This window comes from Blattabacterium cuenoti (genome assembly GCF_014252375.1).
GTDB classification, from domain to species: Bacteria; Bacteroidota; Bacteroidia; order Flavobacteriales; family Blattabacteriaceae; genus Blattabacterium; species Blattabacterium cuenoti_AH.
In genome coordinates this window covers 233,079-248,290 of record NZ_CP059221.1, presented here as the reverse complement: position 1 = coordinate 248,290, position 15,212 = coordinate 233,079, and the positions used below count along the sequence as shown (strand labels likewise).

At 20.6% G+C, this 15,212-nt stretch carries 13 protein-coding genes; 3 read left to right on the top strand and 10 right to left on the bottom strand.

Going from position 1 to position 15,212, the window contains the following annotated elements:
- Positions 1–24: 24 nt before the first annotated feature.
- Positions 25–1,044 carry a UDP-N-acetylmuramate dehydrogenase gene (murB, locus tag H0H34_RS01230; protein WP_185873505.1) on the top strand — a complete coding sequence of 340 codons (1,020 nt, stop codon included), beginning with the start codon at positions 25–27 and terminating at the stop codon, positions 1,042–1,044.
- Positions 1,045–1,050: 6 nt separating this feature from the next.
- Here murB and H0H34_RS01225 read toward each other — a convergent pair whose 3' ends face one another.
- On the bottom strand, positions 1,051–2,052 hold the full coding sequence (locus H0H34_RS01225) for an Mrp/NBP35 family ATP-binding protein (RefSeq protein WP_185873504.1): 1,002 nt from the start codon (positions 2,050–2,052) through the stop codon (positions 1,051–1,053).
- A 20-nt stretch (positions 2,053–2,072) separates the two neighbouring features.
- Here H0H34_RS01225 and H0H34_RS01220 point away from each other — a divergent pair, with 20 nt between their 5' ends.
- Positions 2,073–2,693 (top strand): 4'-phosphopantetheinyl transferase family protein, encoded by a 621-nt coding sequence (locus tag H0H34_RS01220; protein ID WP_185873503.1) that lies wholly within the window; start codon positions 2,073–2,075, stop codon positions 2,691–2,693.
- Positions 2,694–2,707: 14 nt separating this feature from the next.
- Positions 2,708–3,304 carry a nicotinamide mononucleotide transporter family protein gene (locus tag H0H34_RS01215; protein ID WP_185873502.1) on the top strand — a complete coding sequence of 199 codons (597 nt, stop codon included), beginning with the start codon at positions 2,708–2,710 and terminating at the stop codon, positions 3,302–3,304.
- Position 3,305: 1 nt separating this feature from the next.
- On the opposite strand, the gene hisS is transcribed toward H0H34_RS01215, so the two are convergent.
- The 9 genes from hisS to H0H34_RS01170 form a co-directional block, all read right to left on the bottom strand.
- Positions 3,306–4,706, bottom strand: coding sequence for a histidine--tRNA ligase (gene hisS / locus H0H34_RS01210; RefSeq protein WP_317167296.1), 1,401 nt, complete (start codon positions 4,704–4,706; stop codon positions 3,306–3,308).
- 12 nt (positions 4,707–4,718) lie between these two features.
- The gene (ftsZ, locus tag H0H34_RS01205; protein ID WP_185873501.1) at positions 4,719–6,092 is read right to left on the bottom strand and encodes a cell division protein FtsZ; all 1,374 of its coding nucleotides are present in this window, start codon (positions 6,090–6,092) and stop codon (positions 4,719–4,721) included.
- Positions 6,093–6,098: 6 nt separating this feature from the next.
- Positions 6,099–7,466 carry a cell division protein FtsA gene (gene ftsA, locus H0H34_RS01200; RefSeq protein ID WP_185873500.1) on the bottom strand — a complete coding sequence of 456 codons (1,368 nt, stop codon included), beginning with the start codon at positions 7,464–7,466 and terminating at the stop codon, positions 6,099–6,101.
- Between the two features lie 125 nt (positions 7,467–7,591).
- On the bottom strand, positions 7,592–8,995 hold the full coding sequence (murC, locus tag H0H34_RS01195) for a UDP-N-acetylmuramate--L-alanine ligase (protein ID WP_238785465.1): 1,404 nt from the start codon (positions 8,993–8,995) through the stop codon (positions 7,592–7,594).
- A complete protein-coding gene (gene murG / locus H0H34_RS01190) occupies positions 8,989–10,107 on the bottom strand; it encodes an undecaprenyldiphospho-muramoylpentapeptide beta-N-acetylglucosaminyltransferase (protein WP_185873499.1) in 1,119 nt (372 codons plus the stop codon). The genes murC and murG overlap by 7 nt, the downstream gene beginning before the upstream one ends.
- Positions 10,094–11,248, bottom strand: coding sequence for an FtsW/RodA/SpoVE family cell cycle protein (locus H0H34_RS01185; RefSeq protein WP_185873498.1), 1,155 nt, complete (start codon positions 11,246–11,248; stop codon positions 10,094–10,096). The genes murG and H0H34_RS01185 overlap by 14 nt, the downstream gene beginning before the upstream one ends.
- The gene (murD, locus tag H0H34_RS01180; RefSeq protein ID WP_185873497.1) at positions 11,223–12,605 is read right to left on the bottom strand and encodes a UDP-N-acetylmuramoyl-L-alanine--D-glutamate ligase; all 1,383 of its coding nucleotides are present in this window, start codon (positions 12,603–12,605) and stop codon (positions 11,223–11,225) included. Before murD ends, H0H34_RS01185 begins: the two co-directional genes overlap by 26 nt.
- Complete coding sequence (mraY, locus tag H0H34_RS01175; RefSeq protein ID WP_185873496.1) at positions 12,602–13,732, bottom strand: phospho-N-acetylmuramoyl-pentapeptide-transferase; 1,131 nt, start codon at positions 13,730–13,732, stop codon at positions 12,602–12,604. Before mraY ends, murD begins: the two co-directional genes overlap by 4 nt.
- Entirely contained in the window at positions 13,722–15,212 is a 1,491-nt protein-coding gene (locus H0H34_RS01170; RefSeq protein WP_185873495.1) for a UDP-N-acetylmuramoyl-L-alanyl-D-glutamate--2,6-diaminopimelate ligase, read from the bottom strand. Before H0H34_RS01170 ends, mraY begins: the two co-directional genes overlap by 11 nt.

Sequence of the window (15,212 nt, the reverse complement as noted above, 5' to 3'; positions counted from 1 at the left end):
AATTTACTTATATAAATCTTTTAAATGTTAATTAAAAAAAATTTTTCATTAAAAAAATTTAATACATTTGGAATCAATGTATATGCACGTTATTTTGTAATAATAAAACAGATTCATAATCTGATAGAAATATTCAATAAATATATAAATATTCCTAAACTAATATTAGGAAATGGAAGTAACATATTATTTTTAAAAAATTATTATCCAGGATTAATTATTAAAATAGAAATAGAGGGAATAGAAATAATTCATGAAACAAAAAATAAAGTTATTTTAAAAGTTTTTTCAGGAGAAAATTGGAGTAAATTTGTAAAATGGACTATAAATAATGGATTTTATGGATTGGAAAATTTATCTTTTATACCTGGAACAGTAGGTGTTTCACCAATACAAAATATTGGTTCATATGGAACAGAAATAAAAGATTTCATTTTAAAAGTTCAAGTATATGACATAATTAAAAAAAAAATATTAGAACTTACGCAAAAAGAATGTAAATTTTCATATCGTAATTCTATTTTTAAAAAAAATTTAAATAAATATTTAATTATATCAGTTTTTTTTATTTTAAAAAAAAATTATAGAAAATTAAATATAAATTATATTGATATAAAAAAAAAAATAAATTTTTTAAATTTAAAATATCCTACTATAAATGATTTAATAAAAATTATTGAGTCTATTAGAAAAAAAAAAATTCCAGATCCAAAAAAGATCGGTAATGCAGGTAGTTTTTTTACTAATCCTATAGTAGAAAAAAATTTTTTTAGAAAATTGAAATTAAATTATCCTAATATTGTTGGACATCCTATCAATAATAATAAAATTAAAATATCTACAAATTGTTTAATTGAATATGTAGGATGGAAAGGAAGAAAAATAGGTGATGTAGAAGTATATGAAAAATATCCTATAATATTATTAAATCATGGAAATGCAAGTGGTATGGAAATATATTCTATTTCAGAACAAATCATTCAAGATGTAAAAAAAAAATTAGGGGTTTTTTTATCAAGAGAAGTAGATATAATTATAGATTAAATAATTTTACAACTTCTTTATAATAGATTTTATAATATTTTTGAAAATATTATCTATAATATTATTATTTATCATTTTAAATATACCTATATCAATAATGTTTTGTATTTCTTGTAAAAAAGGAATTTCTCCTAAAAATAATAAATTCATTTTTTTTGAAAATTCTTTTACATTATTTTTTCCATATAAATAATATTTATTTTTTTTTTCTAAAAAAAATGACATATTTTCTATAATTCCTAGTATTGGAATACTTATAGATTTTATTCTATACATTTCTATAGTTCTAGATACATCTGAAAAAGATAATTTATGAGGTGTACTTATTATTACTACTCCTTTTAAAAATGAGTGTTGTTGCGAAATAGATAAATGTATATCCCCAGTTCCTGGTGGAAGATCTATAATTAAAAAATCAAGTTTCCCCCAATTAGTTTGATAAATAAATTGCATTAAAACTTTTGTAATCATAGGGCCTCTCCATACAATTGCTTGTCCATATTTTAAAAAAAATCCTATAGATAAAATTTTTAATCCTTCAATAATTATTGGATTTAGTAACATATTTTTATACAATATAGATTTATCACTTACATTAATATCAAATATTAATGGAATTGAAGGTCCATAAATATCAGAATCTAATAATCCTACATTAAATCCCATTTTTACTAAATAAACGGCTATTAGAGCTGATATTGTAGATTTACCTACTCCACCTTTTCCAGAAGCTATAGCAATTATATTTTTTACTTTTGTATAATTTTTTTTTTCATAATGTAATTTTACATTAATTTTTATGCATATTTTTTTTTGTGTTACATTTTTCAATAGAAACATAATTTCTTTTTCTATTTTATATTTTAAATGCATAGTAGGATTTGGTAAATCCAAATAAATAATAATTTTATTATTTATAATATCTATTTTTTTTAAAAAATTTGACTCAATTATATTTTTTTTATTAAAAAAAACATTTTTTAATACTTTTTCAATTTTCTTTTTCATAACAATTAAAATGTTAAATTATGAAAAATATTAATTTTAATAAAATACATACGAAAATTATAGTTATAAAATGGTATAAATATTTAAACATTAAATATTTTAAAGAATTATTAATTAATGATAAAGAAAAAAAATTTTTTTTTTCTTTATCAGAAAAAAGGAAAATAGAATTTATAGGAATTCGTTTTATTTTAAAATATATGAGAATAAAAATAAATTTTTTATATAAAAATAATTTTTTTATATATAAAGGGAAAAAAATATATTTTTCTTTAAGCCATTCTCATGAAAGAATAGCCATAGCTATAAGCTATTATCATGTTGGAGTAGATATAGAAAAATACAGAGAAAAAATAACAAAAATAAAAAAAAAATTTATTAGAAAAGATGAAAATATTTTTTTTGAAAAAAAATTTGAAAAAGATTATTTACATATCATATGGGGAATAAAGGAAAGTTTATATAAATTAAATGGAGGCATTTTTTATAATTTTATAAATCATTATAAAGTATCCTCATTTTGCATAAAAAAAGATTATTCTATCCCATGTTGGATTATAAAAAAATATTATAGTAAAAAATTTACAGCATTTTACAAAAAATTAGAAAATTATTATTTAGTTTACAGCATAGACATATAAACATTTTTTATATTATGTTTTTTTTATATAATAACGATTATAAATATTGGTTTTATTTAGTATTAGATCTGATATCTATTTTTTTTACTATTTTTAGTATCTTTCTTTCTAAAAAGTATAATATTTGGACATATCCAGTTTTTATAATAAGTTATTTTATAAATAGTTATTTAACATATAAAAATTATTTGTATGGAAGTTTCATAATGAAGATTTATCATATAATGATTGGTTTATATGGATGGTTTTTATGGACTAATAAAAAAATAAATATAACTTTTTGTAAAAAAAAAGATTATATACAAACATTTATATTATTTTTAATAACTTGTATACTTAATATAGTTGTTGAGTTTTTGAATATAAAAAATGAAAATGATGATAACTTTCATTTTATTGTTAATATAATAATGAATGGATTATATTTTTCTAGTATGTATCAAATGGCTATAAAAAAAGTAGAAAATTGGATAATTTATATAATTAGTAATATTTTAAATATTTTATATATTCCTATTTTTTTATCATCATTTTATTCAATAATTATAATTTTTTTATCTATAGAAGGATTTTTTTTTTGGAAAAAAGAAGCCATTAAATCAAAAAAATAAATCATTTTATATAATTTATTAAATCATTGACATTATTATATTCTCTTTCTATTTTATTTTTAATATCTTTTACCTTTATTTTATTACTTTTAATTTCTTTTTCTCCTATTATTATAACAAATGGAATATTATTGTCATAAGCATATTTAAATTGCTTATTAATATCTGAATAACTAGGATATAGTTGAGCAGATATTCCTTTTTTTCTTAAAGTATCTAATAACTTATATGAATATAAAACTTCTTTATATCCAAAATTAATAAATATAATTTTTGATGGAGAAAAATTATGTTTATTAATTTTAAATAATTTTTCTTTTTCCATAGCTAAATAAATTCTATCTAAACCAAATGAAATTCCTGTACCATAAATATTTTTCATACCAAATAAACCCATTAATTTATCGTACCTTCCTCCTCCACCAATAGAATTATAATCATCACATTTTTTTGGAATAATTTCCCATATTATTCCTGTATAATAATTTATTCCTCTAGCTAAAGAAATATCCCATTTTAATTTAGTTTTATATAATGAAATATTTTTTATAGATTTATATATAAAATTTATTTCATTAAGTCCAATTTTTCCTTTATCAGAAAATTTAAATTTTTTTTCAAAAAATTTTTTTTTATTTTTAAAATCTCCTTCTATACTAAATAAAGATCTTATACTGTTAAATGATTTTAGTGTAATTCCCTTATTTAACATTTCTTTTTTTACCTCATCTTCACCTATTTTTTTCCATTTATCCAAAATTGTAATAAAATTTTTCCATAAATTATTTTTTATACCAACTATTTCTACTAATCCTTTTAATATATATATATGGTTTATAAAAATAGTTATAGATAAATTAAGTTCAGTAAAAATAAAATCACATAATTTAATTAATTCTATTTCATCCCATAAAGAATAAGATGTTGATACAATATCTGCATCAGATTGATAGAATTCCCTAAATCTACCTTTTTGTGGATTTTCAGATCTCCATACAGGTTGTATTTGATATCTTTTAAATGGAAAAAAAATTTTATCCTTATTCATTATTATATATCGTATAAAAGGAACAGTTAAATCATATCTAAGAGCTTTTTTAGATAAAAAGTTATATATTATATTATTATCTATTATATTTTTACTTTTATTTATTTCTTTTAAAAAATTTAATATTTCTTTATTTAAAGAATTTCCAGAATTAAGTATTCTAAATATTAAATATTCAATTTCTTCTCCATATTTTTTATTAAGAGTAGATATATTTTCAATAGATGTAGTTTCTAATGGATAAAAACCAAAAATTTTAAAACATTTTTTAATTGTTTTAATTAAAAAATTACGATTATAAGTTTCAATTGGAGAAAAATCTCTAGTGCCTTTAGGTATAAAATATTTCATCATATATAATAAAAATTAATCATTTTTATTTTCTTCTTTTTTTATAATATTTACATTTAAAATTCTATTTTTTTTTTCTTCTTCATATGAAGATATAGGATAATCAAAATTATCTTCTAAATAATGAAAATTTTGTTTTTTATTTTTACTACTTATATTAAAAGAATTAGATTTTAAATTTATTGATTCATCAAAAATATTTTTATTTAATGAAATTTTATTTTTATCATTATTTAATTCATTTAAATTATCTAAGTTTTTTGAAAATTTTTTTTTTATTGAAAAAAAAGGATTTTTTTGCAATAAATGTATTTCATCTTTATTAGGTAATTTTTTATCATATGGTTCTTCTAATCTATGAAATATTTTTTTTTCTTCATGATTAATAGCACGTTGTATTTCTGTTGGAAAGCCAGTTGCTACTATTGTTACAGAAATACTTTCTTCTAATTTATCATCTTCACCTATTCCCATTATAATATTTGCATTATTTCCTGCTTCTGACTGGATATAATCGCTAATAATTCCAATCTCATCTATAGTAATTTCAATCCTACCAGAGACAATTAATAGAAGAACATTTTTAGCTCCAGTTATTTTATTATCATTCAATAATGGAGAATCTAATGCTTGAATAACTGCTTCTTTAGCTCTATTTTCTCCTACAGAAACAGAAGACCCCATAACAGCAGTTCCGCTTTCTTTTAATACTGTTCTAGTATCTCTCAAATCTATATTTTGTTTATAATGATGAGTAATAACTTCTGCAATACCTTTAGCTGCAGTAGTTAAAACTTCATCTGCTTTTGCAAAGCCTGCCTTAAATCCTAAATTACCATATAATTCTCTTAGTTTATCGTTATTAATAACAATTAATGAATCTACATTTTTTCTTAGAGACTCTATTCCTTTTTGAGCTTGTTTTAATCTCATTTTTCCTTCAAAATGAAATGGTATAGTAACTATTCCTACAGTAAGGATTCCTTTTTCTTTAGAAATACCTGCAATTACAGGTGCAGCACCAGTTCCTGTTCCACCCCCCATTCCTGCAGTAATAAATGTCATTTTTGTATTTGAATCCAATACACTTTTTATTTCTTCTAAGCTTTCTAATGCTGCTTTTTCTCCTACTTCTGGATCTGCTCCTGCACCAAGACCTTCAGTTATAGATGCACCTAGTTGTATTTTAGTAGGAACTGGATTATTGTTTAAAGCTTGAGCATCTGTATTACATGCAATAAAATCTACACCATTAATTCCTTGTTCAAACATATAACTCAATGCATTACTTCCTCCACCTCCTACTCCTATTACCTTAATTGATGCAGTACGATTATTTGATAATTTAATTTTTTCTTTTTTTTGTATTTTTAAATCTTCTTTTTTCATTATTTTTTATTCTGTGTCATTCAATATTTGACGGAATTTATCTGCCCAAATTTCTAAAAAAGATTTGGATTTTTTATTTTTTTTTATAGAACTATTAAATTTTTCTTTATATCCATGTGATTTCTTTTTATTATAAAATTTTGTAGAAAATAATTCTGAATTTTTTTTATAATCTAGATTATATAATATATCTGATGTACATAAATATTTTTTCTTATCATCCAAACCTTTAACAACTAATCCTATTGATGTTGCATATTCAGGATTACTTATAAATCCATTATCTCCTCCTGCTATATGTTCATTAGAATATCCAACACGAACATCCATTCCAGTAATATACTCAGTTAAAGGTCTTATATGTTTTAATTGAGATCCTCCACCTGTCATTACTAATCCGGCAATTAATCTCTTTTTTTGTTCTTCATTACCATAATTATTAATTTCTATATTAACATGTTCCAAAATTTCACAAACTCTTGTATGAATAATTTTAGAAAGATGTTTTAAAGAAATTTCTTTTGGATCTCTACCTCTTAATCCTGGTATACAAACAATTTCAGTTTCTTTATTTTCACCTGGCCAAGCTGAACCAAATTTTATTTTTAATAATTCTGCTTGTCTTTCAATAATTAAACAATCTGTTTTTATATTTTCAGTAATTACGTTTCCTCCGAAAGGAATAACAGCTGTATGTCGAATAATATTATCTTTAAATATAGCTATGTCTGTAGTTCCACCTCCTATATCAACTAAAGCTACTCCAGCTTCTCTTTCTTCTTTGCTTAAAACTGCTTCTGCAGAAGCTATAGGTTCTAAAGTCATTCCAGATAAATTTAATCCAGCAGCTTTAACACATCTTCCAATATTTCTAATTGAAGATATTTGTCCAACAACTACATGAAAATTTGCTTCTAAACGACTTCCATACATTCCAATAGGTTCTCCTATTTCTGATTGACTATCTACTTTATATTCTTGTGGAAGAACATGAATAATTTCTTCTCCTGGTAACATTACTAATTTATGAACTTGATCTATCAATTGTTGTATATCTTCTTGATTAATAACATTTTCAAAATCTAATCTTGTAATATAATCATTGTGTTGTAAACTTCTAATATGCTGTCCAGCTATACCTACAATAACTTCTTTTATTTTCAATCCAGAACTATGTTCTGCTTCAGAAACAGCTTCTCTAATAGCGTCAATAGTTTGAGTTATATTATTTACAACACCTCTATGTACTCCAATACTTTTAGATCTTCCTATACCTAAAATTTCAATTTTATTATACTCATTTCTTCTTCCGACCATAGCTACAATCTTTGTAGTACCTACATCCAGACCTATAGCTATATCTTGATATTCCATAAAATTATATTATTTTTTTACTAACATTAAAAAATTTTAAATAAAATTAAATAATTTTATTAAATCATTTATACATTATATGAAAAATATATTTATATCAAATAATTAATAATAAATACAAATAATTAATAATTTTTATCTCCATATTCTTTTTTCAACCATTTTTTTATTGGATTAACTAAATTTTCTATGTTTCCTGCTCCTATTGTAATTATAATGTCAAAATCAAATTTTTTTTCTTTTATTATAAACATAACATTTTCTAAATTAGAAACTAATTTATTTTCAATATTTACTTTTTGTAATAAAATATTAGAATTTATATTATATTCTAATTTATAACATTCTCTAGCAGGATAAATATCTAATAATATTAGAAAATCTAATTTTTCTAAACTTTTTGCAAAAGAATTTTCAAAAAATTTAGTTCTACTAAATAAATGTGGCTGAAAAATACCTAATATTTTTTTTTTAGGAAAACATTGTTTAACAGTTTTGATTAAAACATTAATTTCTGTTGGATGATGAGCATAATCATCTATGTATATCTTATCATTTTTGTTATAATGAATGGAATATCTTCTTTCAATTCCTTTAAATAAATATAAATATTTTCTTATTTTATATTGATTAATATTTAAATAATCAGCGATAGATAAAGCTGCAGTTATGTTTTTTAAATTATGAATTCCTGGTATAGGTGATTTTATAGATTTCCAAATTCCTTTAGGAGTATGAAAATCAAAATACCATACATTATTTTTTATAACTATATTATCAGAATAATAATCTTCTTTGTAAATTGTTGAATAATAAATAATATTTTTTTCTAAAAAAAATTTTTTATATAAAAAAGAATCTTCTTTACACAAAAAGATTTTTTTATATGGTTTTTTTACTTTTTTAGAAAAATTTACATAAGCATTTATTAAAATATCTTTTTTAGGATATATATCTACATGATCTTGATCTAATGATGTAATACAAGCTATATTAGGAGATAAATATAAAAAAGAACGATCAAATTCATCGGCTTCTACTAAGAATAGTTCTTTTCCATTTGAAATAAAATTAGACTTATAATTTTTAGATATTCCTCCTAAAAAAGAAGTAATTTTTATTCCATCACTATATAAAATATGTGATAATAAACTACATGTAGTAGTTTTACCATGTGTTCCACCTATAGCTATACAAAACTTATTTTTTGTAATTAAAGATAATACTTGAGATCTTTTTTTTATATTTTTAACATTTTTTTTTAAAAAAATCCATTGTTTATTATTATCTGGTATAGCAGGAGTATAAATTATTAAACACTGTTTAGAATATATCCAAGATGGAATTAGTTTAACGTTCTCACTGTAATTAATAGTTATTCCTTCATTTTCTAAATTCTTTGTTAAAGGAGTATAATTTTTATCATGACCATGAACAGTTTTTCCCATATAATGAAAATATCTAGCCAAAGAACTCATACCTATTCCCCCTATTCCTAAAAAATAAAAAAAATTTATATTGTTTAACATAATATAATTTGTAAAATTTCTTTAATAATATCATTAGTTGCGAAAGGTTTACTTAATGATAACATATTTTTTATTAATTTTTTTTTCATATTAATATTATTCATAAGCTTAATAATTGAATCTATTAATTTAGACTCTATTTCTGAATCATTAACAATTAATGCAGCTTGTTTTTTTTCTAATATTTTAGCATTCTCATTTTGATGGTTGTCTGTAGAATTAGAAAGAGGAATAAGTATATAAGGTTTTCCTATTACACATATTTCTGATATTGTTAATGCACCAGCTCTAGAAACAATAATATCTGCTGCAGAATAACAATAAGATATATTTTCAATAAATTTTTTTATAATAAAGTTAGGATGATTTAATATTCCATTTTTTTCTATATTAATATTATAATTACCAATTTGCCAAATTAATTGAATATCCAAATGAATTAATTTAGTTAATCCTCCATTTATCCAAACATTATTTATATTGCTAGATCCATGGCTACCTCCCAAAGAAAGAATAATTGGTTTATCTTTTTTTAATCCTAATCTTTTACATGCTATTTTTTTACTAGGTAAATTAAAAATACCTGATCTAATTGGATTTCCTGTTACTATAGTTTTTCTTTTAGGAAAAAATTTTTTTGATTTATCATAAGCAATACATATTTTTTTTGCATAACGAGAAAATATTCTATTAGTAATTCCTGGAATAGAATTTTGTTCTTGAATAAGAATAGGAATGTTATTATTTTTTGCTACACATAAAGTAGGAAAACTTACGTAACCACCTGTTCCAATTACTATATTTGGAGAAAATTCTTTAATAACTTTTTTTATTGAAATAAAACTATGTATTAATTGGTATAATAGAATAAATCCTGAATATATAGAAACAAGTTTATTCCTACCGCCAGATAAACTAATTCCTTTAATTTTAAATCCATATTTAGGAATTTCTTTCATTTCCATATTATTTTCAGATCCTATAAATAATATATTAGATTTTGGAATTTTACTTTTTATCCCATTTGCAATAGCTAATCCTGTATAAATATGTCCACCAGTGCCTCCACATCCAATAATAATTTTTGGATTTATTTTATTAAGATTTTTCATATATAGTTTTACTAACGCTTAATATAATACCAAAACTAAAAAATGTAATCCATATAGAAGAACCTCCTGCACTAATTAACGGCAACGTTTGTCCAGTTATAGGAAAAATTCCTACTGTAATTCCCATGTTAATAAGTGATTGTATAATAATAGGAAATCCAATAGAAAATACTAATAGTGTACAAAAATAATTTTGTACTTTAGTTGCTATTACAATAATTCTAAATAATATAAGTAAGTATATAAATAATAGAATTATTCCACCAAATAATCCATATTCTTCTATAATTATAGCATATATAAAATCTGAATAAGAAAGTGGAAGAAAATTTTTAACTATACTTTTTCCAGGTCCTAGGCCAAATTTATTTCCAATAATAATTGCAGTTTTAGATTGTATCATTTGATAACTATCTTCATTTTTTAAAAATTTTTCTATTCTATTTTTCCAAGTAAGTACTCTATTTTCAGAGTTTTTATTAAAATATTTTGTAACAAAAAAAATATACGTAGTAGATAAAAATATTCCTAATAAAAAAAATGTAATAAAATTTAAAATTGGAGGGCCACTTATAAAAATTATAATTAAAATAGAAATAAAAATAATAACTGCAGTAGATCCATTAGAAGGAAATATTAATCCAGTTATTATAAATACTGGAAATAAAAATTTTATAAAAAAATTTATAAAATTAAATTTTATTTTTTTATATTTAGACAAATATCTAGCAGTATAAATAAATACTGATAAACTTCCTATACTAGAAGTTTGAAATGATATACTAATAATTGGTATATGTAACCATCTAGATGCATTAACACCATTTAATTTATTATCCTGAAGAACTGTTATAACTAGTAAAATAAATGATATAAAAATTAATAATATAGATATTTTATAAAAGTATTTATAACTAATAAATTGTGTAAAAAAAATAATACAATATCCTACTAATAGGAATAGTATATGTTTTAATAGACAATAAAATATTGTAAAAGCTCCATTATAATGCCTTATAGCCCAACCACTACTTGCAGAATAAACTGGTAAAAAAGAAAATATAGTTAATAAAGAGATGAAAGCCCACAAATATTTGTCTCCTTTTAAATAATTACTAATAAAAATATTTATTACTTTCATTTTTTTTATTGTAAAAAAGATTTTTAACTTCTTTTTTAAATTCGTTTCCTCTTTTTATATAATTATCAAAAAGATCAAAACTAGAACAAGAAGGAGATAATAATATATTGTCCCCAGGTTTAGATATATAATAAGACATATATACAGCTTTTTTCATGCTTTTTGTATCTAATATAATATTAACAAAATTTTTAAATACATTTATAATTTTAATATTATCTAAACCTAAACATATTATAGCTTTTACCTTTTTTTTAACTATAGGTATTAATTTTTCATAATTATTACCCTTATCTTTACCTCCTACTATCCAAATAATAGGACTTTTTATTTTTTTTAATGCAAAAAGTGCAGAATCAACATTTGTTGCTTTTGAATCGTTAATAAAATTTACTCCATTTATTATATAATTAATTTTTTCCAATCTATGTTTTAAAGTTGGAACGTTTTTCAACACTAAATTTAATATATTATTATTAATATTTAATAATTTTGCTATAATTACTATAGAAATAATATTATATATATTATATAATCCATGTATAAAATTAATATCAAATATCTTATTAATTTTATTCTTTTTTCTATAAAATAGAATATTATTTTCTAAGTAAAATCCAAATTTTAATTTTTTTTTTGCAGAAAAAGGAATACAATTAGATTGTATTTTAAATTTATCTAATCCTATTCTAATCATAGGATCATCATAATTATAAATAAAAATATCTCTTATTGTTTGATTGTTAATTAATCTAAATTTAGATGAAATATATCTTTCTATATTATTTTCATATCTGTCTAAATGATCATTTGTGATATTTAATAATACCGCTATATTTGTATGGAAGTTATAAGAATCATCTAATTGAAAGCTACTAATTTCCAATACGTAAATATCTTTTTTCTCTATAATTCTTCTAGAAAAACTAAATCCTATATTTCCAGCTAATCCTACGTTAAATTTATTCTTATTAAGAATATTATATATAGTATAACTAGTTGTAGTTTTACCATTACTTCCAGTAATACTTATTAAGTAATTATAATTTTTTATATATTTCATACCAAAATCTAATTCAGACAATATTGGTATATTCATTGAATAAATTTTTTTAATAAAATCATTATTTCTATAAATACCAGGACTTTTAATAATTTGAATAGATTTATTTAAAATAAAATTTTCTGAATGTCCATTTTCTTCAAATGGAATATCATTATCTATTAATATCTTCCTATATTTATTATTTATGGTTCCATAATCTGATACAAATATTTTTAAATTATTTTTTTTAGCTAATAAAGCCGCTCCTACTCCACTTTCTCCACCACCTAATATTATTGTATATTTTTTCATTTTAAAATTAAAATAAATGATATAATAGATAAAATTATCTGTACAATAATAAAACGTATACATATTTTATTTTCATGACAACCTAATTTTTGAAAATGATGATGTATTGGAGATATTAAAAATATTTTTTTTTTAACATTATATCTTATTTTAGTATATTTAAAATATAAAATTTGTATTATTACAGACATATTTTCAATAAAAAAAATACCACATATAATTGGGAATATAAATTCAATTTTATTGATAATTAATAGAACCGAAATATTAGCACCTATAGTAAGACTTCCAGTATCTCCCATAAAAATTTGTGCTGGATAAGAATTATACCATAAAAATCCTATTAAAGATCCAATCATAGAAATAGAAAATATAATTGTTTCTTCTATATGTGGAATATACATACAATTTAAATTATAAGAGTAATTTTTATTACTTGATATAATAGAAAACAAAATTAATGTAAAAAATATTATTAATGAAGTTCCAGCAGTTAATCCATCTATTCCATCTGTTATATTAGATCCATTAGATATAAAAATTATTATTAATACAGCAATTAATAAAAAAATTATCCATGTATATTTATAAAATTTTTTACTAATAAATTCTGAATAACTGAATTCATTTTTATTTTCTTTTTTTAAAAAAAATTCTAAAAATTTTGGTATTGTAGTATTAAATTCATATTTATTATGTTTTTTGTATGAAGAATCAAAATTATTAAAACATATAATTAATCCAATAAAAGTACTAATAACTATTTGTCCCAATATTTTTTTTAAAATACTAAGTCCACTTTTATTATACCTTATTTTAATAAAATCATCTATAAATCCAAGAATTCCCATTAATATTGTTGTTATAATTAATATTATAACATAAATATTATTAATAGAAGAATATAACAATGTAGAAATTAGTGTAGAAAATATTAAAACTAATCCACCCATTGTAGGTATTCCTACCTTTTTTTTTTCTCCCTTAATACCTAAATTTCGTATACTCTCTGTTATATAATTATTTTTTTTATTCCAAATTATAATACGTTTATATAAATAATATGATAAAAAAAAAGATGTAATAACAGATATCAAAGATCTAAAAAAAATATTATTAATAATCATTTTTCTTTCTAAAAAAATTTTTTACAATATCCATATCATTAAATGGATAACGTATTCCTTTTATTTCTTGATAATTCTCATGTCCTTTTCCCATTATTAAAATAATATCTCCTTTATTTGATAATTTAATTGCGTTATTAATTGCTTTTTTTCTATTAATAATAGTAATAATAGAAGATTTTTTATGTTTATTAGAAATAAGTTTTTTCATATCCATTATTATATTTGATGGATTTTCTATTCTTGGATTATCTGATGTAAAAATAGATATATCACATTTTTCATATATAATTTTCCCCATTTTAGATCGTTTTGTAACATCTCTATTACCTCCACATCCTATTACGCATATTAAATTAGTATTAATATTTTTTATTATTTCTCTTACAGAATCTATGATATTTTTCAATCCATTTGGATTATGTGCATAATCAATTATTATACGTTTTCCACATTTAGATATATACTGATCAAATCTTCCAACTATAGGATTTAATAAACTTAAGTTTTTTAAAATAATTTTTTTATCTATTCCTAATAAAACTGAAGTTGCATAACTTGCTAAAATATTATACGCATTGAATGTACCAATCAAATTAATATTTATTTTATTATTATCAATAATAATCTTAGTTCCATCAAAAGATTTATTTAATATTTTTAGTTTAAAATCTGAATTTTTATTTTTAATTCCATAAAAATAAATTTTATTAATACTGTCTTTTATTATTTTTGAATAGTTTTTATCATCAATATTAATTATTGAAAAAGATTTTTTTGATAATTTATTAAAAAAATTTTTTTTTATTGACAAATAATTATTAAATGATTTATGATAATCTAAATGATCATGAGTTATATTTGTAAAAACTGCACCTTTAAAAAATAATCCAAAAATTCTTTTTTGATGAATTCCATGTGAACTTACTTCCATAAATGCGTATTTACATCCTTTTTTAATTGATAAATATAAATATTTATTAATATCAATAATATTAGGAGTTGTATATTCAGTAGAATATTCATTAGACAATATTCTAATACCTATAGTAGATATAAGTACATTTTTTTCTCCTAAAAAAGAAAATAATTTATGTAATATAACTGCCACAGTAGTTTTTCCATTTGTTCCAGTAATACCTATTAAATTTATTTTATTTGTTGGATTATTATAGTAATTAGACGATATAATTCCTAAAGCTTCTGTAGAATCATTAACAATTATATACGTTATGTTTTTATGTATAAAAACTGGTGGTTTTTCACAAATAATAACATTAGCACCATTACAAATAGCTTCTTCTATGAAAAAGTTACCATTTGTATTGATTCCTTTATTTGCAACAAATATGGTATTATATTTTACGTTTTTAGAATTTATATATATTCCATTTATTAATTTACCATAACTATATTCAGTATCACCTATTATTTTTAATATATTTACCCCTTTTAAAACAGATTTTAATATTTTTTTCAT